At 38.0% G+C, this 21,481-nt stretch carries 23 protein-coding genes and 1 tRNA gene; 10 read left to right on the top strand and 14 right to left on the bottom strand.

Annotation, left to right across the window (positions count from 1 at the left end; all coding sequences use genetic code 11):
• Nucleotides 1-117 precede the first annotated feature (117 nt).
• Nucleotides 118-1,809 carry an FG-GAP-like repeat-containing protein gene (locus tag ND811_RS07340; protein WP_265351428.1) on the bottom strand — a complete coding sequence of 564 codons (1,692 nt, stop codon included), beginning with the start codon at nt 1,807-1,809 and terminating at the stop codon, nt 118-120.
• A gap of 153 nt (nt 1,810-1,962) precedes the next feature.
• On the opposite strand from ND811_RS07340, the gene ND811_RS07335 reads away from it, so the two are divergent.
• A complete protein-coding gene (locus ND811_RS07335) occupies nt 1,963-2,364 on the top strand; it encodes a YidB family protein (protein WP_265351427.1) in 402 nt (133 codons plus the stop codon).
• A 105-nt stretch (nt 2,365-2,469) separates the two neighbouring features.
• Complete coding sequence (locus ND811_RS07330) at nt 2,470-3,228, top strand: SH3 domain-containing protein (RefSeq protein WP_265351426.1); 759 nt, start codon at nt 2,470-2,472, stop codon at nt 3,226-3,228.
• On the opposite strand, the gene ND811_RS07325 is transcribed toward ND811_RS07330, so the two are convergent.
• The 6 genes from ND811_RS07325 to ND811_RS07300 form a co-directional block, all read right to left on the bottom strand.
• On the bottom strand, nt 3,203-4,696 hold the full coding sequence (locus tag ND811_RS07325) for a hypothetical protein (RefSeq protein WP_265351425.1): 1,494 nt from the start codon (nt 4,694-4,696) through the stop codon (nt 3,203-3,205). The two genes, ND811_RS07330 and ND811_RS07325, sit on opposite strands and share 26 nt — an antisense overlap.
• Complete coding sequence (locus ND811_RS07320) at nt 4,653-5,363, bottom strand: VanW family protein (RefSeq protein WP_265351424.1); 711 nt, start codon at nt 5,361-5,363, stop codon at nt 4,653-4,655. The genes ND811_RS07325 and ND811_RS07320 overlap by 44 nt, the downstream gene beginning before the upstream one ends.
• A gap of 2 nt (nt 5,364-5,365) precedes the next feature.
• The gene (locus ND811_RS07315) at nt 5,366-5,782 is read right to left on the bottom strand and encodes a DUF2452 domain-containing protein (protein ID WP_265351423.1); all 417 of its coding nucleotides are present in this window, start codon (nt 5,780-5,782) and stop codon (nt 5,366-5,368) included.
• A gap of 133 nt (nt 5,783-5,915) precedes the next feature.
• The gene (locus tag ND811_RS07310; protein ID WP_265351422.1) at nt 5,916-6,701 is read right to left on the bottom strand and encodes an SPOR domain-containing protein; all 786 of its coding nucleotides are present in this window, start codon (nt 6,699-6,701) and stop codon (nt 5,916-5,918) included.
• On the bottom strand, nt 6,698-7,318 hold the full coding sequence (coaE, locus tag ND811_RS07305) for a dephospho-CoA kinase (protein WP_265351617.1): 621 nt from the start codon (nt 7,316-7,318) through the stop codon (nt 6,698-6,700). The genes ND811_RS07310 and coaE overlap by 4 nt, the downstream gene beginning before the upstream one ends.
• A gap of 83 nt (nt 7,319-7,401) precedes the next feature.
• Nucleotides 7,402-8,337, bottom strand: a complete 936-nt coding sequence (locus tag ND811_RS07300; protein WP_265351421.1) for an alpha/beta fold hydrolase — start codon at nt 8,335-8,337, stop codon at nt 7,402-7,404.
• 70 nt (nt 8,338-8,407) lie between these two features.
• Here ND811_RS07300 and ND811_RS07295 point away from each other — a divergent pair.
• Nucleotides 8,408-8,480: transfer RNA gene (locus ND811_RS07295), tRNA-Phe, on the top strand.
• Nucleotides 8,481-8,487: 7 nt separating this feature from the next.
• Here ND811_RS07295 and ND811_RS07290 read toward each other — a convergent pair.
• Together ND811_RS07290 and ND811_RS07285 are read right to left on the bottom strand one after the other, a co-directional pair.
• Entirely contained in the window at nt 8,488-8,745 is a 258-nt protein-coding gene (locus ND811_RS07290) for a hypothetical protein (protein WP_004788896.1), read from the bottom strand.
• A 50-nt stretch (nt 8,746-8,795) separates the two neighbouring features.
• On the bottom strand, nt 8,796-10,202 hold the full coding sequence (locus ND811_RS07285; RefSeq protein ID WP_265351420.1) for an aminotransferase-like domain-containing protein: 1,407 nt from the start codon (nt 10,200-10,202) through the stop codon (nt 8,796-8,798).
• A gap of 70 nt (nt 10,203-10,272) precedes the next feature.
• Between ND811_RS07285 and ND811_RS07280 the strand changes: the two genes are divergently transcribed.
• From ND811_RS07280 to ND811_RS07270, 3 genes are read left to right on the top strand one after another with little or no spacing between them, the layout of a single operon-like run.
• Nucleotides 10,273-11,466: an aminotransferase-like domain-containing protein gene (locus ND811_RS07280; RefSeq protein WP_265351419.1), complete on the top strand. Its 1,194-nt coding sequence runs from the start codon at nt 10,273-10,275 to the stop codon at nt 11,464-11,466.
• Between the two features lie 55 nt (nt 11,467-11,521).
• Nucleotides 11,522-11,677 (top strand): hypothetical protein, encoded by a 156-nt coding sequence (locus ND811_RS07275; RefSeq protein WP_020777551.1) that lies wholly within the window; start codon nt 11,522-11,524, stop codon nt 11,675-11,677.
• Nucleotides 11,678-11,726: 49 nt separating this feature from the next.
• Nucleotides 11,727-12,152: a hypothetical protein gene (locus ND811_RS07270; RefSeq protein WP_265351418.1), complete on the top strand. Its 426-nt coding sequence runs from the start codon at nt 11,727-11,729 to the stop codon at nt 12,150-12,152.
• A gap of 20 nt (nt 12,153-12,172) precedes the next feature.
• On the opposite strand, the gene ND811_RS07265 is transcribed toward ND811_RS07270, so the two are convergent.
• The gene (locus ND811_RS07265; RefSeq protein ID WP_265351417.1) at nt 12,173-14,248 is read right to left on the bottom strand and encodes a PP2C family protein-serine/threonine phosphatase; all 2,076 of its coding nucleotides are present in this window, start codon (nt 14,246-14,248) and stop codon (nt 12,173-12,175) included.
• 36 nt (nt 14,249-14,284) lie between these two features.
• Nucleotides 14,285-15,607, bottom strand: a complete 1,323-nt coding sequence (locus ND811_RS07260) for a radical SAM protein (RefSeq protein ID WP_265351416.1) — start codon at nt 15,605-15,607, stop codon at nt 14,285-14,287.
• 257 nt (nt 15,608-15,864) lie between these two features.
• Between ND811_RS07260 and ND811_RS07255 the strand changes: the two genes are divergently transcribed.
• Entirely contained in the window at nt 15,865-17,046 is a 1,182-nt protein-coding gene (locus ND811_RS07255) for a lipoprotein LipL45 (protein ID WP_265351415.1), read from the top strand.
• Between the two features lie 175 nt (nt 17,047-17,221).
• Here ND811_RS07255 and ND811_RS07250 read toward each other — a convergent pair whose 3' ends face one another.
• On the bottom strand, nt 17,222-17,518 hold the full coding sequence (locus ND811_RS07250; RefSeq protein ID WP_265351414.1) for a hypothetical protein: 297 nt from the start codon (nt 17,516-17,518) through the stop codon (nt 17,222-17,224).
• A gap of 27 nt (nt 17,519-17,545) precedes the next feature.
• A complete protein-coding gene (lipA, locus tag ND811_RS07245; protein WP_265351413.1) occupies nt 17,546-18,442 on the bottom strand; it encodes a lipoyl synthase in 897 nt (298 codons plus the stop codon).
• Between the two features lie 49 nt (nt 18,443-18,491).
• Here lipA and ND811_RS07240 point away from each other — a divergent pair, with 49 nt between their 5' ends.
• Genes ND811_RS07240 through ND811_RS07230 form a run of 3 tightly spaced genes read left to right on the top strand, consistent with a single transcriptional unit; the run spans nt 18,492 to nt 20,831 of the window.
• Nucleotides 18,492-19,235, top strand: coding sequence for a pseudouridine synthase (locus tag ND811_RS07240; protein ID WP_265351412.1), 744 nt, complete (start codon nt 18,492-18,494; stop codon nt 19,233-19,235).
• A 56-nt stretch (nt 19,236-19,291) separates the two neighbouring features.
• Nucleotides 19,292-20,317, top strand: coding sequence for a DUF1574 domain-containing protein (locus tag ND811_RS07235; protein ID WP_322113445.1), 1,026 nt, complete (start codon nt 19,292-19,294; stop codon nt 20,315-20,317).
• Between the two features lie 43 nt (nt 20,318-20,360).
• Complete coding sequence (locus tag ND811_RS07230) at nt 20,361-20,831, top strand: HPP family protein (protein ID WP_456085677.1); 471 nt, start codon at nt 20,361-20,363, stop codon at nt 20,829-20,831.
• 4 nt (nt 20,832-20,835) lie between these two features.
• Here the strand turns inward: ND811_RS07230 and fsa are convergent, their stop codons facing one another.
• Nucleotides 20,836-21,480 carry a fructose-6-phosphate aldolase gene (gene fsa, locus ND811_RS07225; protein ID WP_004788650.1) on the bottom strand — a complete coding sequence of 215 codons (645 nt, stop codon included), beginning with the start codon at nt 21,478-21,480 and terminating at the stop codon, nt 20,836-20,838.
• Nucleotide 21,481: the final 1 nt, after the last annotated feature.

The raw sequence follows: 21,481 nt of genomic DNA, 5'->3' as shown, positions 1-21,481 counted from the left end.
ATCGAGTTGCCATTGGCACCAAACGTCTACATTTAATTTTATTCGGAGATTGCATTCTATTTTCAAGCACATAACGATGGTGCGTAGGACAAAGAGATAATAAGATCCGATCCTCTATTAAATCATTCCAAAATACTCTTTTGTTTTTTCAACCAAAGCCCAAAGATATATCTTTGCCTTTCTACTCAAATCTGCAAAGGAATTTCCAAAAGAAGTCCCTGCTGGGGGAATAAGTGTTTGGCTTGTCACTCCGCCGTTATTTAGATTTTGGTTTGTTGGAGCACCACCGCGCACACTGTGAAATGTGTAGACTCGATTTGTAGTCGTAGGTTCCGAGATGATGATATCTTGTAGGCCATCCGCATTGGTGTCTTGGAACTGTAGTCCTTGCGAGAAATTGGTACCGGTAGCAAAGCCAGAAAAAAGGCTATCGGCAGACCCACCAGCACTTAAATCCATATTGCGATATCCTGAAATTTGATCGTTTAACACTAAGTAAACGTCACCAATCCCGGAACTGGCACCGGTTGCTCCGATCAGTAAGTCAGGCAATCCATCTCCATTGGTATCGCCAGAAGCCAGGGTTCCTCCAAATTTACAACTATTGCCATAACAACTCGTTGTTAGTGGGCCTTTCAATGTGGCAACAGGAGTATTATATGGGTTGATGGGATCGCAGGTGGAATGATATACAAATATGATTCCTTGATCGGTATTAAAAGTTGGAGCACCAACTGCAAGATCAATACACTTATCAGAATTAAAATAATCCAAAACAATACTTGTTCCAAACTGACAAGCATTTACACCTGGACAACTGGCTATATCTAACGGAGCAGGGAGATTCTGCTGTGGAATATTAGATAAGTTTCCAAAATTGGAAAGAAATACATAGATTTGTCCTAACTTTGATGAATAAAATGGGGCTCCAACTACTAAATCTTGGTAGCCATTTCCATTGACATCGCCCACGACCGAATGGCTTCCAAAATTATCCGAGACTGAGGAAATATAAGTGAAGTTCGCTGTAGTTAAATTTTGTGAAGTGATTCTAGATTGGCCACTACTTAAAAAAAGATAAACCCTTCCTGGGTATAGTCCATAAGCTTGAGAACCCACTAAAATATCTGCATATCCATCTCCATTGTAGTCACCAGAGCTTATCTTGGATCCAAAATATGTATTATTGGTTTGACCATCTGTTAAGGTTGTGTTCGGTGTTTGTGAGAGAAGTTTGGTTGTTGGATCAATTTGGTACACATAAGCATATCCTTGAGATCCAGCGCCAGGGCTAGCCGATACAATCAAATCGGGATAACCATCTCCATTTGTATCATGATTGGTTCCCATTCGGACCTGGATGGTTTTTGGTCTTTCGAAAGGCAAATGAACTGAGATGGTATGAAGACTTCCATACGTCCAGAAAGTATTTGTGACCGCTCTTGCCGGAAGGGCATAACGCCAGGTGCCATCGATGACGGGCACTTGGGTATGTAGAATATCATCGGTCCAAACATTGACGTATGGATGACCAGAAGCAACCGTTCCGACAACAAAACCAGTTTCCACAATGGAGTGATTTGCCAGGTTCGAAATGGTTACGGTTGATTCGGGAAGGAGTGTTAAAAATAGGTAAGGCGACCATTTTTCTAAAATTTTTTTATCCGGACAAAGTGAATTTTGTAACTTCATCAAACATTCAATGGAAGGATGGGTGAGGGGATTGGCCCAACAATTAAATAGAAAAAGTGAGAGCCCTAAGGCTAAATGTTTTAAGTTCAAAAGTGGATTGGATGATCTAATTTCCATGATTTGTCACAACTAACATTGGATTGATGTTTTGGCTTAAGGAGTGGGAATGCAATAAATTACTGTTTTCTTTAATGAAAAATACTTGGAAAAGATTACATTGATTTTAAAAAAAAACTTTCTTTTACTTTTTTTTAAAAGTAGAGTTTACCTATGAGTTTTTTTGAAAATTTGAAAGCCGTAGCAGCTCAGGCAGTAGAGCTAGTCCAAAACAATCCCCAAGTCATATCTGGAATCCAAAAGATCATAGAAGAGAATGGCGGTGTCTCCGGAGTTGTCCAAAAGTTCAAAGACAAAGGATTTGCGGAGGCGGCTGCTTCCTGGGTTGGAACGGGAGAGAACGTAAATTTAGAAGCTTCCGATGTTTTAAAGGTTTTAGGGAGTGAGTCCGTACAAGAATTGGCCAAAAAAGTGGGATTAGACTCGGAAAAAACGGCAGGACTTATTGGAAGTTTATTGCCTGTTGTTATTGATAAACTTTCACCAGATGGTAAAGAACCTGGAGGTGACATCACTTCTCAGCTTTCTTCATTAGCTTCTCTTTTTATAAAATAAAGTTGTTTTTGAGTAAAACCACCTTTTTTTGTTAGGTGGTTTTCTTTCTTCTAAGAATCACATTTTTTCTTGCCAAATTTTCTCCCCAAAGCCAATCTTTCTTTCATGAAGAAACTGTTTCTAATTATTTTTACCTGTCTTGTTTTGTTTCAATGTAAAAAGTCACCGACAATTGAAGTGGGTAAAAATGCATTTATTTCTGCTACTGTCCTCAATGCGAGAAAAACACCTAATTTAGATGGGGAAAAAGTGGGAAAACTAAAACTAGGTGATGAAGTAAAAGTTTTAGAACGTTCAGAGAATGATATGGAGATTGATGGACTTACTGCTTACTGGTACAAAGTGCAATCTAAGGAAATCACTGGTTGGGTCTTCGGCGGATATCTTTCTAATACAAAGGTAGAATCTCGAGATGCCATGATTGCCGCAGTTCAGGGAAATTTTGTATTTTGTAAACTCCCCGAAAGAATGGAATGTACAGATACAATTGAGTTCGATGGGGAAAACTTTGTTTATAGAAAATTCAATTCTTATTCTGGTATCAATGAAAAGTTGGAAGGTGTGTTTGAAGTATATTCAGACCATTTGGTTTTTGATACAAAATTTAGGTTGGTTCGTCCATCGGTTTTTATCCAATTTCCACAAACGGAAGAAGAACGAACGGCCTACAATAATGCTTATTTTGAATACTCTGATTCGGATATGCATTTGGTTTCTTTAAGCACATATCCAGTGGTTGGAAAAGAAAATATTTACTTTGCCGTTTGTGGCGACAAATTATTATTAATGCAAGAAAAGAAGGAAAAAGAAGAAATTTGTAAAAGTGAATATGCATTTACTAAATCTTCTTATTCTGCTCCTTAAAGGATTCATTTCGTAACATCGTATTCGTTCGGTGTGTATGAGGGTTTTTCCAATTCAAAATTCTTTTTTTCGATTCAGTTGGCAGTTGTTTTAATAACTCCTGCCATTTCTCTTCTTCCAAAACAGAATAAAATCCTGGTAAAAATTGAATTTTGGTTTCGAGAGGAAGGTATCTTTTATACTCGGAGGCAGAAACTCCATACGCGATCCTAAAAATAGGCCTATTTTTATGTTTCTCTTCTGGTAAAAAATGAAAGGCGTCTCCAGCCTTGTTGTAACAAATAAAATAATCAAAACCTTGGTGAGCGATGATTAGCGATTCTTTTGGAATTTGCAATAAGGGAAGTAAAATCGAATAAAGTTTATAGTCTTGGTTATTAAAATTTTTCTCTCGGTTCATTGTAAACCACTGGTAAAAAAATAATAACAAACATAAGATTCCAATGATCAATATCGATTTGATTTTTGAAAGAGCAGGGAGTAGCAAAAGGATTGCAGGTATAAAAATCAAAAGGAATAAACGAAAGGGAAAACTAAAAGCCCTATAACTAAAGACTGGCAGTGATAGAAGGAAAAATAAGATAATCAGCTTATCATAAAATGCTTTTGATTCATTTTTTAGCTTTGGTCTTGTGATCCAATAAATTATTGGTGAGAAAAAGAAAATAATTTGTTCGAAAAGGAATTCAGGAAAGATCTGTGAGTATTTATAAAACGGAGAAAGGAACTGAAATTCTAAATCTTCCAATAAAACTGTTTTTAAGTCTTTCCAGTGTAAAATATTGGGAAATATAAAACCAAGTCCAATCAAACTAAGAGGTAAACCAAAAAGGATTAGGATACGATAGAGTTTGGAAAGGGGAATCTGTTTCCAAACGAAAGGTAACAAAAGGAAAAAAGAAATACCTGCAGTGATTTTATGACTGAGAAAAACCAAAACAAAACATAGAACCAATCGAAAATAATTGATGCGTCTGTCTTTGTTATCTTGATTTTCTAAAATCCAAAGTTCTGTTAAAAATAAGATAAAAAAAACGATCCCACCTAGGTTTTTAATAAAGTTAAAACTAAAATGAGGGATAAAGGAAGAAGAGACAAGGATCAATCCCAAAAGAATGGATAGGAAAAAATTCTCAGTTAATGATACGGCTAACCTGTAACCTGCTAAAAACAAAAATCCTACGAGTAATGATACAAAAACTTTGTTTGTTATGACGATGTTTGTTCCCAGTTTTGAAAATAAAACCAGTCCATATAAAATAGGAGAGGAATCTGGGCTAAAGAACCTTCCTTTCGTAAGGTAGGAATTGACTTGGGCTGCATAATAATATCCATCGGCTCCAAAGGCAAAAGGAGAACTCAATTGCACTAACAGTTGTAAAGATACAATCAAAAGAAAAATAAATAAAACAAAACTAGGTTTTTTATAATTTGTAATCATCGGAGGAATAAAGTATGGGTTTGCCATCTGTCTCAGAATCTACAAAAACTTGGACATTGGAAATTCCATTTTTTTGAGTTTGTTTAAAATATAATTTTTTACGTTTGATTGGTTTTTCCGATCGGACGTGGAAACTTAGTTCCGACTCTTTGAGTTCCCAAGAAAAATGCAGAGGAAAAGAAAAAGTGTTTTTGATACGTAAATCTTTTGTTGGATAAACAATGGATGCATCTGTTCCGAGAGGTGTAAACCTTGTTTCCTCATTGTATAAATCACGAGAGTGGGGGAAACGTTCTAAAATTTCTAAACCAAGTTCTAAGGATAAATAATAAATAATCCCTGACAATTGGCAAAGGCCACCTGCAATTTCAGAACTAACTTGTCCTCCTCGGATCACCCGACCTTCTTTGTATCCTTTTTTGGTTGTCGGTTCTCCAATTTCATACCAAAAAGAAAAGATTTTTCCTGGATACAAAACGCGGTGATTCATGCGTTCAATGGCAATCTGAAGGTTATGGAGTTTTCCTTCTTTGAACGGAGATGGAAATATGGGAAGTGTGAGTTTAGATCCTTCGGACCAGATTCTGCAATTACCGTTGGATGATTTTAATCCAAATCGAATAGGTCCTCCCTTCATGAGAATCCCAAACCATCTCTGGACCACTTTGATTTTACGTTTGATAAGTGAAATCAAAGTTAGGTGTTATTTGGGGAATCCAAAAAAACTTCTGTGAAACTTCTATCTGGATTCATAATATAGGAGCCTCTGTAGGAATGCGGAGGTTGGTTTCCCCAATCATTGGGAGAAAGGAGAGAAAAATAAGAACCATTTTCTTTTTCATATAAATGAATGGTTTGTCCTGGTTTTTTTTCGAATTGGCAGCGTGCTTTGTGAAGTTCAATGTCCTTTTCTGCACGTTTTAAGATGAGCTCTGCTTCTTCTTTTAGGCGACGGATTTGGCCTGCAATGATTTCCAGTTTTCCATGTAAGTGAAGTTGGACAGATTCCTCTGCCAGTTCAATTTCTTTTGCGCGATCCACAAGACTGATTTTGGGAGCAAGCCTACTGGTTCCATAGGTCAAACTATGATGGGGAGTTTCCTCTGTTTCCATTCTAAGGATTAGACAATTCCGAACTTATGAATTTGCAATTCATTTCTGAATCGAAGTTTGGGTTAAGGTAGAAAAAGGCTCTCCTAAAATCTTTAGGAAAGCCGAAGGCCAAGGTTTTTGACGATCTCTATTTTTATGATAACGGTTGGTAACTCACTACCATTGCCTTGGATTTAATTTCTTTTGGCATAGAAGTTTTAGAGATAATTTTGGAAAGAGATCCCTTATCTTTGGATTTCCCCATTTGCACTACAAAGTATCCATTTTTTACAACGATAAAAGACTTAGCTGGCAGCTTACCATTGTTATCTGTTTTTAGTTGAGATAAAAAAGTTTCCGCAGATTGTCTGCTGGTAAATGCAGCAAGTTGGATTGTAAATTGTTTTCCTTCTGTTTTATTGGCTGATATGACTTGCGAAGGTAGTTTTTGCGATTTGGAAGCCTTCGAAGTGGGAGCCAGGTTTTTGAATCGTTCTTCTTGTTTTGTGCTAACTACTTGTTTTTCTCTGCGTTTTGTCAAATCTACAATTTGTTGTTTTTTCTCTTCTTCCTCATCTTTAGCAGTAGATGTTTCTACAAAGTAAGGGTGGTTTCCTACATCGGCCATTGGAATTTCTTGAGAAGCAAATGTTTGTTCTTTTGTTTTGGTTCCTTGGACTAGAGAAGAAGCAACGTTTGTGCCAGCAGTCAAATCTGCTCCGCTTGTTTGCGTTGGTGAAGGGATCGTAGTATCTGTAACTTCAGACTTACCTTGCGTTTCTTCGCTCTTTTTTTGAAGAGACTGCGCTTCTTCTTGTTTCCCTCGCCCAACAGAAACCCCAAGGAAAAAAATAGAAAAGAAAAGTGCAAAAAGAAAGAGGGACAATACTCCAATTCTTTGTTTATCTAAGTTGATTACGTAAAATACTCTTTCTTTCATTTTTTTATCCTTTTTTTGATTTCTGAATCAATGATGACAATTTGTTCTTTTAAGTTCTCCCTTTGATTATCGTTCGTTACGACAAAATCGGAGAGAGACTTTTTTTTCTCTAAATCCATTTGAGAGAGGTTTCTTTTTTGGAAATCTTCATAGTCCATGCCACCACGGCTTTGGACTCTTTCCCAGGCCACTTCGGGACTCACTGCCACAGTTACTGTGAAATCACAAATGGTATGAGCGTCGGTTTCGAATAGTAGCGGAACTTCCCAAGCAACAATGCTTCCATCCTTTCTTGAATTTAAGAATTCTAGAAAGTTTTTTCGAACTAAAGGATGGAGGAGTTCATTGAGCGCTTTGAGTTTTGTTTTGTCGGAGAAGGCAAGTTCTGCAATTTTGGCGCGGATGGGAGCTCCGTTTGAATCTAGGATGGAGTTACCAAAGATTTCTACGAGTTCTCCAATGACGGGACTTGTTGGTTCTGTGAAAGAACGTGCGATGGCATCAGAACTAATGGTTTCTGCCCCTAACTCACCAAACATAGCAAGGACAGTGGACTTTCCTGATCCAATGGACCCGGTAATTCCTATTAATGTTTTGTTGTTATGTTTTGGCGTCACGGGTTTATAACACAAAAAACCCGTGAAAGTACAAGTATTTTTTTATCTTAATTTAGAAAAAAAATACTAAAGTTTTTGATATATTATTTTGGTCGATCTAGGTTCAGTATCCAGTCTTGTACCAGTTTGGCGGACAATTTTGGGTCTTCAATCATAGGAGCATGTCCCATATTTTCTAAAAGAATCGTTTCCAATTTAGATTTCATTTTTTGTTTCAAAACATCCATCACTGTGTAATGAATTACCCTGTCTTCTTTCCCCCAAATGACTAGAGTGGGAGCTTGGATCTGTGAAAGTAGTTTTTCTAAAAAATAACCTTCCTTTCTGATTTGTTTTAGAATGGAAGCATTCCATTCTCTGTTCGCAAAAGATTTGTTAGCAAAGTATGTTTTTAGAAAACCAGGAAGATAGGGTGGTTTGACAAAAGTAAAGGTAAGAAGTCTATCAAAGTCTTCGGGACTTGTGACAAGGAGGGGGCTTGGTTTTCCCGAGAACTCGATGGTTTGCATTTCACTCGGAGTAGGACTTTTAATACCAGCATTGTCGAAAAGAATCAGTGATTTTACTTTTTTCGGGTATTTGGCCGCAAAAATTCCAACAATCCCGCCACCCATTGAATTGCCGATGATATGAAATTCTTTCAAACCGAGTGTTTCTGTGAATTGGAAGAGCCTGTCCGCTTGTGCTTCTTGGGTGTAGTTGATTCCTTCCGGTTTGTCGGATTCTCCAAAACCGGGAAGGTCTGGCGTTATGATATGAAAACCTTTTGTAAGGTGGCGAGAAAACCTGGTCCAATGGTCCTTATCTCCACCAAATCCATGTACAGCGAGGATGGTTTCCGAAGTCCCCGGCCTTTCTGTATACTTCCATTGTAATCCTTCTACCAAAACGGATTTGGTTTCCAAATCGGATTTGTAACGTTCTAAACTAATTCCTGTTTTGTGGAGGGTTGCGGCACAATGAATTTGTAAGAATAAAAAAAGGATTAAGGTGGTATTTTGTTTCCAATGGGTTTTCATAGTGTCCTCACAAAAAATAGAAAGGTTCGTTGACAGAGGGATCAGAAAAAATACTTTGGTCGTAACCGAAGGCCCTGTAGCTCAGTCGGTAGAGCAGAGGACTGAAAATCCTCGTGTCGGCAGTTCGATTCTGTCCGGGGCCACGGTTGCCTAGTTTCCGACCTTTCTCTCTTCTCCCATCGTCCAAAGACCTAAAAATTCGTTTTCTTCTACTTTTTTACATAGTTCCGGCTTATAGAGTTTTTTTACCGGTGGTTTGGGATAAATATGGATCTCATCATTGTCTGGGATAAAGGTGAGCATTCTTAAAATTGTATCTTGGCCTTCAATTTCATACATCGTGTAAGACATCCCTTTTGAAGGAATGATCTGAGAAGTTTCCAAATACTTGCGTGTGTTTTCTGACATAGTATAGACCTTGTTTTCGATTCCTCTTCTGGCAACCAAAAACTTGAGAGTTAGTGCCTTCGTTTTTTTAAGAATAACTTGGAGAATAAAATGAGTTTTTCACGAATTTTTGGTGAAACGCCAACAGACACATTGATCCTAAAGTGTTTGTCCCAATGTTTAGAAAGCCCAAAAAGAGAACCTGGTGCAATGGCCATTCCCATTTTTTTGGTCTCACTTAATAGTTTGTCACCATCTAACGGTGATTTAATCCATAACACAAATCCTCCATCTGGTTTTTGAATTTCGAGGGTTTCGGCACTATGGAAGGATAAAAGTTTTGTATACTCATCTGTGAGTTTCTTATATTCCGAACGCAAAAATTTAAGATGTCTTTCATAAGTTTGTAGTTTTAAAAATTGTAAGACCGCCATCTGGGTGGGATTGTTTTCTGAGATTTTATATGCTCTTGTTTGTTTACTCAATTCTCGAATTCCCGTTTTGGATGCCACCCAACCCATCCGAATTCCAGGGGCAATGGTTTTGGAAAACGAGGAACAAAGATAAGACTTAGGACCTTGGGTTTCTTGAGGAAAATAACTCACCAAAGGTTTTGGCCTAGTTCCTGAAAAATATAAATCTCCATAAATATCATCTTCTACCAAATGAATTCCATACAAATAAGAAATTTTTGCTAAGTTTTGTTTTGCTAAATCACTAAGAAGAATTCCATTCGGATTATTAAAGTTAGCTGAAAATAAAAAAACTTTTGGTTTGTGTCGTTTAATCAGTTTTTCATATTCATCAGTGGAGATCCCTTCCTCTTTTCTATAGGGAATTTCTACGACTTTGAGCCTAAGTACTTCTAAAATTTGAAATAATCCAACATAAATCGGAGAAGGAACAATCACAGTATCGCCTGGTTCTGTTGTACTCAGTAAGGAAAAGGTAATGGCTTCCGTGCATCCGCTTGTGATTTGGATTTGTTCTGTGTTGACTCTATATCCTTGGAGGGAACTGCGTTTGCTGATCCATTCTCTAAGCCCTAAGTTTCCTTGTAAGTCGCCATAGGAAAAAATTTCTTTGTACCTAAGTGCTTTTTTAAAAGAAGTGGTAAGGGCTCCTAGTGGGAGATAAAAATCCGAAGGAATGGCTGCACCAAAAGAAATTAGTTTTGGATCCATCACCGTATTCATAATTTGTTGGATCCGGTCATCAGCTTCTACTGCTGGATAAAATTCATTTTGTGGTCCAGAGATGACTGAGCGAATGTTGGGATGCACAAAGTATCCTGACTGAGGGACAACAAAGATATATCCTTCTTCTTCTAAAATTCGATAGGCCTCTTTGGCAGTGGTGAGGCTACATGACTTTAAACTTTGGATTTCTCTAAGGGAAGGAATCCTTTCTCCTTCGGAATAATACCCTGATTTTATTTCAGTTTTAAGATGGGTGGCTAATTGTTTGTATTTTGTCATGAAACTGTATACTAATAGATTGAAATAACTGTATATGGACAGTAGTATCTATTTTTGATATTCTAATCTTATGAAAACGGAAATGCCAAGTATTTTTTCTGCCAAACGAACTTCTTTTGTTCGCACTTCGGTCATTCGTGAAATTCTAAAACTGACTGTTGAAAATTCGGATATTCTTTCTTTTGCGGGAGGACTTCCTAATCCTAACTTACTTCCAAAAGACATTCTTAATACTGTGATGGAATCAGTGGTAAAAGAAAATATTGCAACTGCATTTCAGTATGGTGACTCCGCAGGTTATCTTCCACTTCGAACAGAAATTTCAAATAAACTAACTGATGTTCCTTTGTCTTCTCCCAAATCCATAATGATCACGCACGGCTCCCAACAAGGACTTGATATTTTAGGAAAGATGTTTATGGATTCTTGTACCAATGTTTTATTGGAAGACCCAGTGTATTTAGGAGCTTTGCAGGCATTTTCTCCATACAATCCTAATTTTTTTAGTGTACCCATTGAACCAGATGGACCAAACCTTTATTGGTTTGAAGAAATTATATCACAAAACAAAATTCATGTTTTTTATGCAAATCCATCCTACCAAAATCCCTCCACATACACTTGGTCTTTGGAAAAAAGAAAACAAATCGCAAAGATCCTAGATGAAAAAGAAATCATTCTCATTGAAGATGAAGCGTATCGATATTTGGATTTTAAGGGGACTATTTATCCTTCCGTCAGTTCCTTTCGAAAACGGAGTGACCTTACGTTTGTTCTTGGGAGTTTTTCGAAAATTTTATCACCAGGGTTTCGTTTGGGTTGGACAGTAGTGCCAGAAGTGTACCAACCTCTTTTTACTGCGATCAAACAGGGAAACGATTTGAATTCCAATCAATTTTCGCAAGTTGTTGTTTCTAAACTTTTGAATGTATTGGATTGGAAAGGTCACCTTCATTCGATTCAAAAATTTTATTCTCAAAAAAAAGAAATCCTGGTTTCTCTTTTGAACGAATACCTTCCGGAAGCTCAGTTTTCTAACCCCGAAGGTGGAATGTTCCTTTGGGTGGATTACCCGAAAGTATCTTCCAAAGAATTTATGGATCGATGTTTGGCTTCTGGTGTGGCAATGGTCCCTGGGTCTGAGTTTTCTCCTGCGAGGCGTTCTTCCTGTTATTTTCGAATGAATTTTAGTTTTTTGGACAAAGATGATTTGGAGATCGGTGTAAAACGAATCACTAAAGTTTATCGAGACATAAATACGTGACGTATGTTTAGTATTTTTTTCTTGACACCACTAATCGTTTGTTTACTTATTGGGTATGAAGCCTGCTGTCACAAAAGCTTTGTATCCTAAATTTTCTGTTTTAAGTTTGGAAGAAAAACTGGAGGTTCTCAAAGAAGATCCTACGTTTCGTCTTCTCGTGGACCAAATCTATCAAAACTATAAGGAAAACAGGTCGACAGTCATTCTTTGATTTGCCTAGACTAAGGATTCCCACTTCTATGGAAACAAAGTAGGTAATCATGAATTTAGAACTAAATCCTCAAGAAACAAAACACCTTTTGAATGCTCTTGCCGTATTCGAATGGGTTAGTAATTCCCCCCATGAAGAAACAGACCCATCTGTGGACGAATTCATTCAATCCATTTTAAAAAAACTTTCTGTGGAAAAGGAAAGTCCCATCGTTTCTGAAAACGGACTTTATACCATCTCGGAAGAATACTTTCAGGAAGTATTTGAGTCTTATCTTGAACCATATAACGATGATATTTTTTGGACAGATCTTTCTACGGAACTTGCTCAAAGAGATTTGGAATTAAAAGTATCTGCAAAGGATTTGGAAGCACTGAGTCCCGAAGATTATGAAACGAAGGTCGCAAAAGAAGCAGAAAAATATGATACGGAATTTGAAAAGAATGGAGTAGACAATTTATTCTTAAAAAAATAATGAAAGTATGGGAAACGTTTTTATGAAGTTTTTTCCCATTCAATAAGAACCATCGTTTGGTCATCCTCTTGTTCTTCTTTCCCTTGGAAGAGGAAAAGTTGGATGACAAGTTCGGCAAGCACTCTTTCCGATTCTTTCCCAGAATAATCAACAAGTATCTTTTGGATTCGTTCCATTCCAAACTCTTCTCTTGTTTCATTTTTTTGTTCCAACATCCCATCGGTAAAAAGTAAAATCCTATCTCCCATAGCCATTTGGAATTGTTTTTGTGTATAGGGTTGGTCTTTTTTGAGACCGATGATATTTCCGGTTCGATCTAAAATGATTTGTTCTCCCAAAGATTGAAAAATTTGGTTGGGATGACCCGCTGACGAGTAATAGATGGTTTTTGTTTTGGTATCAATATCTAATAAAAATCCAGAAAAAACAATTTTAAGTCCAGAAAATTTGTTCTGAATCTTTTGGTTGAGATGGTTCATTAAATCATCTGTTTTGGTAATAAAACGTTTGATGGCTTCATATTCGGATTTAATGGCCATCGTATATAAAGCCGCTTGGATCCCGTGTCCTGTGGCATCGGCCACAAAAAAACGAACGGTCCCATTATCCAATTCAAAGATATCATAAAAATCTCCGCCCACTTCTCCTTGTGGTTGGAAATAAAGATGGATTTTCAAATGTTCAAATTTGATTCCATCTTCTGGAAGGATCTTTTGTTGGATTTTTTTGGCAAGGAGGAGGTCTTTTTTGATGCGATTCAAAGAAGAGTTTAATTGAAATGTTCTCTCTGAAACAATTTGTTCCAAATTTTCAGTCACAGCAAGAAGTGATTCATTGCTAATCTTCAAACTTTCCGCGAGTTCTTCCGCTCGGATAAAAGCATTGGCAATCCGGCTAGAGAGAATCAGCGATTGGATAAAAATAAAACAAAGTAGGGCATAAGGTGTCAGACCTATCCCTCGGTTGTTCACACTGTGGCGCAAAATATCAAAGGCAACGGAAAATGCTAAAATAAGAAGTCCTAAAAAAAATAATTTGGAATTAGGTCTTTTGTTAAACACTGCCTTTAAGTTGATATGAATGACATAACCAATGGTAAAAAATGCCAATACTTGGAATCCATACAATAAAATCGTAAATACGGATATCGGTAAAAATAGTGTAAAAGAAAAAGCGATACTGGCAATGAGTACAGAACGTACATATTTTGGATTGGATTCTTTGGGAAACAGGGAGTAGATAAAAAGTAAAAAGGTAGGAACTGCAAAATAAAAAGAAGCAAACTCAATCCGAAAGGCTGTGGGCCAATGAAGACTCGGAAAAAGTTCTAAGATATACCTTTCGCCCGTAAAGGCAAGTCTGATACCCAGCAAAAAACAAAAGACAGCAAAGTAAAAAATCGAAGTTTCTTTTCTTTTGTAAAAGTACAATCCAAAATGATAAAGACCAATAAGAACAAGTGCCCCGAGTAAAAAAAGTTCACGAGCATTGGCAAGCATCTTCTCCCGATCCAAAGCATTTTTATTTCCTATGCTTGGAATGGCCCAAAATCCACCAAAATTATTATCATAGTTGGCGATATGAAATACAAGTTCTATGACTTCATTGTCAGGAATTAGGGTATAATATTTGGATTTGATTCTTGGAGTATCATCGAATTGATTGATCCCCGGTTTCCCTTGTCCTCCAATCAAAATTCCATTGGCAAAAAATCGATAGGAGGAGGCAACATCAGGGATATAAATTCGTAATTCTTGTCCTACGGTTTGTTTGCTAATATGAATGAACGCCCGTAAGGTGACATGTCCAGTTCTTGGTAACTCTTCCCCACCGAATTCCTCATCTTGCCAGGAACTAGGGATGGCCAAATACCCTGTGAGTGGTTTTTCTCCGTGAAAAGGTGGGTAATGGAAATCACCATAATACAATTCCCATTCCCCTTGTAAGTCTACAATGGTATCTTCTTTGAAAGTAAGGTCACTAATGTCTAGAACCCCTTGGCGGAACCGGTGTGGTTCTTCCTGTTCTGGGTTCAGACAGGCGATCTGGAAAATCAGGAGAGAAAAAACTCCCGTTAGTAGAATTTGTTTTCGCATAAACGGATTTTAGTTTTTTCTTTGTACAGGATAGAACTAATTTCGTCCAGAATATCCTATCACATCCATAAAAGCAGAAACAGAAAATACCGCCTTTCCTGGACCAGGTTCCCCGTATCCTGGAGGAGTGGGGAGAGCGTAGTGTTCGAAGGTTTCTTTCCAAGCCCTTAACAATTCACAAAAATACACAAGGGGAGGGCCTGCTTGTTGGCCAAGCGTGGTATAAGGTTCAGGACACCATGCTGTAAACCTCGGAACAATTCCTTTTGACATGAAGAAATCTAAACCTTGTTTTGTGGAAGTGATGGCTTCGGCCACGGTTTTAAATCCCCAAGGTTCGGAAAGTTCGACTCCACCCACAAAGTTAGGAATTACATTTTCAGGACCAAATACTTCAGCAGAATCCACAACCCTTCTGATCCAATTTTCATAACCAATCCAACTCGACTTTCCAGGGCAAATCTTTTCAAAGAGAGCTTTGTCCCATACTTCATAATTGGGGTGATAGATTTGAATCCCTGCATCCTTAAATTTTTGGCAGTCTTCCTTTTCAAAGGCTTGGGCTACCAGTTTTCCCATCCAACGTTTGGGAAACCTTGCTTCAATGGCTTCAGGGTATTGGAGGTAAAAATCCACTTCTGATTTTTTTTTGAGGTTGGTAAGAACCGAACCACCAGTGATGGTGTAAACCTTTGCAATTTGGTCTTCTGCATCCACCCAAGAAAGCACTTCTAAGATATCTTCAACATCCTTCACTCCCGTATAAGGACGTCCTGCCCCTTTTTGTTGGCGGTAGTTGTGATTGATATCACAATAGGCACACTCTTCGTCTTTTCCAAAGTATTGGCAGTTTCGAAATACTGTTAAATATAAGAGGTAACCCCATTCAATGACAGGTGCCACTTCTCCTGGTAATTTTCCCGATTTAGTTTTGTGTCTGTACCAAGAAGGGATGGGGGGATACTCTGCATTGCCAATCTCTGTTTCTTCTAAAAACAAAGTAGGGATTCCGTCCTTTGATTTCATTTTATAGGGAGAGTTCGGGTTGTTTCTTGTGGAGATCACTGTTTTTAAAAGACCAAAATGTCCTCCTGAGATTTTGATCTCTTCGGGAGCTTTGGTGTCTGCACCGTCTTTTAGGTCAGCTAGGGGAATATGATCAAAGGAAAAAATAAAGTAATCTTTTGATTTATAAGGATCTTTCACTTGAAAGGATTCGGGTAAAAAGTGAATGCCCTGTCTTAGGATGTCTTGTTTGACAATGGCTTCCATCGGAAGGTCTTTATACGACCTTTCCATTTCTTCCAGGAGTTTGATGGAGGAGGCGGGTCTTTGGTTCAGTGTAGAGATTTCAGCCATAATGGGAGTTTTTTTCTTCCTCTATCTTAGACAAAGCGATTTTCCAAAGGAAATCCTTTCTTTTCCCTTGAAAATGCTTAGATTCAGGGAAAAATCCTGAATATTCGTTTACAAATCTAATCACTAATTTATTTTTTTTCCGAACTAATGAATTTTTTTTCATTCTAGAAAAAAATACAAAAAAGCTGGGAATTTATAAACCCTCAGTTTGTTGATTAGAGTAACGAAAGTTGAATTTCACTAAGGGACAGGACGATATGAAAGCATCGAAACTAACCATAATGGGCCTTGCGCTTCTTTTCACTGGTCTTACAGTTTGTAAGAAACCAGACGCAGAAGTGTCTGAGGCACCTAAAAAAGCTGCAGATTTATCTGCGGTAGTCGTATTTGCGGTGGGAGATTCCAAAATCCAACACGCAGACCAAACAGAAGAAAAAGCACAGCTTGGTGCCCTTCTGAAATCCGGGGATAACGTAGTCACAGGCGACAATGGAAAAGTAGACATCCAATTTGCGGATGGATCGAGCATTCGTATCTCTCCTAAGTCCGCGATTGACTTTGCGAAGCTTTCCCAAGACAATTCGGGAACTACAGACACTCAAATTGCTCTAGTTTCTGGAAAGGTATTTGCAAAAGTGAACAAAGCTAAGAAAGAAGACAACTTTACTGTCGTAACACCAACTGCGATTGCGGGTGTGCGAGGAACGTCTTTTATCGTAGAAGCTGCCGAGGGAAAACCTGCGAAAGTAAAAGTAGTTGAAGGTGCGGTTGCATTTGCTCCACGTGTTCCTGCATTAGAAAAACTTTCTTCAGAAGAAATCTCTGGAAATGCAGACTTGAAAAAACTCCAAGAATCAATTGCAAAAGCAGAAGTAATCTTAGAGAAAGACCAAGCATCCACACAATCAGCAAAATCTGCTGACCTTGCAAAGTCTGCTGATATCCAAACTTTGGATTTAAACAAAGCATTCAAAACTGCTGAGAAAGAAAAACTCGTAGTAGAAAGTGCTAAACTGACTAAAAACGAAGAACAAGAAATCAAAACCATCGTAACAGTGGACAAACAAACTGCACAAGAGATTGCAAAACTTAGCGAAACAGCTCAAACTGAAAAGTTAGATGAGTTGAAAAAACAAGAAATTGATGCTAAGAGACAAGCAATTGAAAGTGAAGTGGCAAAACGCCAAGAAGAAGAGAAGAAAAAATTCGAAGAGTCTTTGGCTAACCAACCAAAAGAGTTTAAGTCTAAAAAAGACATTGTAAACTACTACGAAAGAATTGAAAAAATCGTTCTAGTAGACGGTAAAACAGTGATTGGAGCGATCATCAACCAAGAAAACGGACAGTTGATTGTTCACACTGAAAATGGTGTTAAGAGAATTGATATGGACAATGTAGAAGAAGTCATTTACGACCTTCAACAAAAATCCAAATTCTAAATAAACCAACCCTTAAGTAGAAAAGAAGCCTGGAGGAAATTTCCTTCGGGCTTTTTTTATGTACTAAGAACTTTCTAGGTATTTAAGTTATATTCTTTTGAATCAATGGTTACCCCTAAATAAAAACACCAGTCTTCTTTCGTTTTGATTTGTGATTTTGTGGGTAGTAAGTGTATCAATCCTCTTTGGATTTGTACTCATTCCAGAGGATTCGAATGGTGCTTATGAGTTGACTTGCTTCAATGAGAAGTAGGTTGGATTCGTATTTCACAAGTAAGGTGCTATTTCCAAACCTGTCCATTTCTCCCCACTCCACTTGTAAATCGGGTGAGTGGGCCAGTGCTTTTTGGATGAGAACCTTTACTTCAAAATCAGAGAGTGGTTCTCCAATTTCACTTAAATCTTTTAAGATGGAGAGAAAGAACGTTTTGGTTAGTTCCTTCCTAAATGCCTCCATTTTTTCCTCATCCATACCTAATCTTTCGGATGAATTGGGTGTTTACTCAGAAAAATATTCCTCAGCATGATAAGAAGATCGAACGAGTGGGCCAGAAGCTACAGTTTTGAATCCCGTTCGATAAGCAAATTCCTTCCATAATTCAAACGTTTCTGGTTTGATAAATTCCTGAACTGGGTAGTGGGTGGGACCTGGTTGTAGGTATTGGCCGATGGTGAGCATCCTAACCCCGTGGTCGTAGAGATCTCTTAAACAAAGTTTTACGTCTTCTTCGGTTTCTCCAAGGCCTAGAATCAGACCACTTTTAGTAAGGAAACCATGTTTTGCAATATGAGATAGGACTTCTAAAGAACGTTTGTAGTTCTTCTGGGGCGTGATGGTTGGAAAGAGTCGTTCGACCGTTTCAATATTATGGTTGATGATATTTGGTTTTGCGGCATAGAGAATTTGTAAAGATTCCTCTTTGGCTTTAAAATCTGGAATTAAGACTTCAATGGAACAACTGGGACGATAGGATTTTATTTTGGTTATGGTTTCTGCAAAATGGCCAGCACCACCGTCTTTTAAATCATCACGGTTGACCGCCGTGAGAACCACATGGCGTAATTCAAGTTCTGCAACCGACTTTGCTACTCGTTCGGGTTCTTCTAAATCCAGGGGATTTGGTTTTCCAAAGGCCACATCACAGTATTGGCATCGTCTTGTACAAATATCTCCGGACAACATATAGGTAGCCGTTCTACGGTTCCAACAGTGGTTGAGGTTTGGGCAGCTTGCGGATTCGCAGACAGTATGTAACTTTTTGGATTCTACCTCTTCTCGCACTTTGGCAAGAGCATCTCCTTCCGTGGGAAAACTCACTCGCACTTTCATCCAATGAGGAAGGTCCACCTTGGGACTGATATTCTTGGAGCGAGGTTTCTTTTTTAACGGATTCATACCTTCTTTAGACTTTTTGAAATGAGGCCACTTTGTAAAATGGAAAATCATGAGGATCAACGCATTTCTAGCTAAATTAGGTCTCGGTTCCCGTAGGAAAGTGGAAGAATTGGTCCTTGGTGGCCGAATCAAAGTGAACGGAAAAACCATCACGGATCTTTCCTTTCGAGTTTCTGAGGGTGACGCAGTGAGTTTTGATGGGAAACCGGTGCAAATGGAAGAGGAGTCCTTGAATCGACCCAAAATCATTGCTTTTAACAAACCTGCAGGATTCTTAACTTCTCATGAAGATAAGTTTCATGAGAATACGATTTTTTCGCTTTTACCTGAGGGTTTTCAAAAATACAATTATGCAGGTCGTTTGGATTTAGATTCTCGTGGACTTATACTTTTATCCATTGATGGAGATTTCATCCAAAAAGTCACACACCCAAGAAACAAAATAGATAAAGAATACATTATCAGTTTAAAACAACCTGTCGCTTGGAAGGCCATAGCCGATGAGTTTATGTTAGGTGTAAGGGAAGGAGGGGATACCCTTCGAGCCCTATCCGTAAAACCAGCAAATGTTGTCCCTGAAAAGACGAATCCTGGATTTACAAGTTACCTCAGTATTATTTTAAAAGAAGGCAAAAAAAGACAAATTCGTCGAATGTGCAAAGCAAAGGACTTGGTGGTTCTTGACCTCTACCGAATTCGGATTGGGAAATTGGATTTGCGAAACTTAGTGATTGAAGAAGGCAAATACAAAGTTGTGACGGAAGAACAGGTTCTTGGACAGCCAGTTTCTTAAATTAGTTGAAGAATCCAATCCAGTCTTAAAATAGTGAGGTTAGAGGATTTGTGTTTTTGAAATCAAAACCGTTTTTATTATATCCAGTCGTTCTTTTTTTATTTATCTTTCTTGTAGATAAAATTTTTCTTTTACCCATCTTTCATGATGAATTTCTACAAGCCGGAAACTCTGTTTTTTATTTCCAAAGAAAGGTTTTGGCTAAGCGACTGTTAGCTGATAAGGAAGTCGGTGACAAAAAATTAGCCCTTGTTTTTGGAGATTCACGTTCTTATCCCTTTTCGGAACTAGGTATTCCCGAACCTTACCGCAAAGATTGGACACTATATAATTTCAGTAGTCCACAAGGCATTCCGATGAATTCTTATATTCAATTGAAAAAACTTTTGGATTCGGGGGTCAAACCAGAATTTGTCATTCTTTCATTAAGCCCCGAGGCATTCGATGATAATAAAGGATTCATTCTTTCTCCATTTTTACGGATGGGTTGTGATAAGGATTGTATAGATTTCGTATGGAAAGATATTCCAATCAAAGAAAAATGGAACTTTTTTTTAGATAAAGTCTTTGTAATTCGTAGTCTGGAGTTAAATCTTTCACTTTTCAGTTCCAGGCTCAAACGTGGAAAACTAAAGGAATACAAATCTGCTTACAACGAAGAGTTCCAACTGATCAATTATTCAAAAGGTGAATATTTGATGTATGGCGTACAATCAAATCCCATTGAAAAAATCAAAAAAGATACAGTTCGTATCGGCAGTTTGTATATGAGTTCTTATTCACTTGGTGTGTCTCAAAAACCTTATGTGGAAGCTTTTTTAGAGTTAGCTCGTAAGAACCAAATCAAAACACTTGTTTTATGGCCGAAAGTTTACGGCGATTATTATAAATACTATGAGAAATTTCATATAAAGGAAGTTTGGTGGGTGCCAATGGAAACTTTGGTGAATTCTTATGGTGCTAAAACTTTGAACTGGAATAGGGAAGGAACTTGTGATTTGTTTAATGATGCTTCCCATCAGTCTGCTTTTTGTTTTATTGACCAAATGAAAGATATTTGGGTAAATCACGCTGAAAAGTAGACTAAAGAACATTCCTTATAAAATTAAAGCCCCCTTAAGAACGATTCGTCCGAAAAGGTCCTTTCGTTTTGCGATTTGGAGTTTGATTAGTAGTACAGTTTCCATCTGGTCGATCCTGGCCATTACAAACTGGTCTGGTCATTCTCTTCTCATCGGTTCCTTCGGAGCTACTGCTGTGCTTTTGTTTGCTGTACCTGAGGCTCCACTTTCTCAGCCAAGAAATTTAATTGGAGGGCATTTGATTTCTGCAACCATTGCAGTGATCCTTGTTGCAGTTTTTGGAACCAATTTTTTCACCATTGGAATTTCAGTGGGACTTTCTATTTTTGTTATGTATTTAACTCACACCTTACACCCGCCAGGTGGTGCCACGGCTCTTATCGGTGTGATGGGAGGGGCAGGAATTGATTTTATTTTTGTCCCTGTACTCGTTGGAGCGATCATTCTACTAATGAATGCTCTGTTTGTAAATAATTTTGTGCACCACCGAAAATATCCGGTGGTGTGGTTTTAAGTTTTTACCAATTTAGTTTTTTGGAGTCTTCGACGAACTTGGCAAGTCCACTGTCAGTGAGTGGGTGTTTGAAAAGCATTTCAAATACGGAGTAAGGAAGAGTGACACAATCGGCTCCGCGAAGGGCAACTTCTTTGAAGTGGATGGGGTGGCGAACCGATGCCGCAAGAATTTGTGTTTCGATTCCGTAGTTGTCATAAATATCACGGATCTCAGAAATGAGTTCCAATCCATCATAACCAACATCATCCAAACGACCCACAAAAGGGGAGATAAAACTGGCACCAGCTTTTGCCGCTAGTAAAGCTTGGTTGGCAGTAAAACATAGTGTTACATTTGTTTGAATTCCTTTTTCAGCAAATGCATTCACTGCTTTGATCCCTTCTGGAATGAGAGGTACTTTTACAACTACGTTTTCTGCAATTTTAGAAAGTTCTAAACCTTCTTTGATCATCGTCGGAGCATCAGTTGCAAGAACCTCTGCACTTACAGGTCCTTTTACAAAACTACAAATTTCTTTGATGACTTCCGTAAATTTACGGCCCGATTTTGCAATGATGGATGGGTTTGTGGTGATCCCGTCTAGGAGACCAAGTTCATGGACTTTTTTAATTTCGTCTATGTTGGCTGTGTCTAAAAATAAATTCATT

Source organism: Leptospira soteropolitanensis (genome assembly GCF_026151655.1).
Taxonomy (GTDB): Bacteria; Spirochaetota; Leptospiria; order Leptospirales; family Leptospiraceae; genus Leptospira_A; species Leptospira_A soteropolitanensis.
The sequence above is the reverse complement of the archived record's forward strand: the minus strand, read 5'-3'. Positions and strand labels throughout refer to the sequence as shown.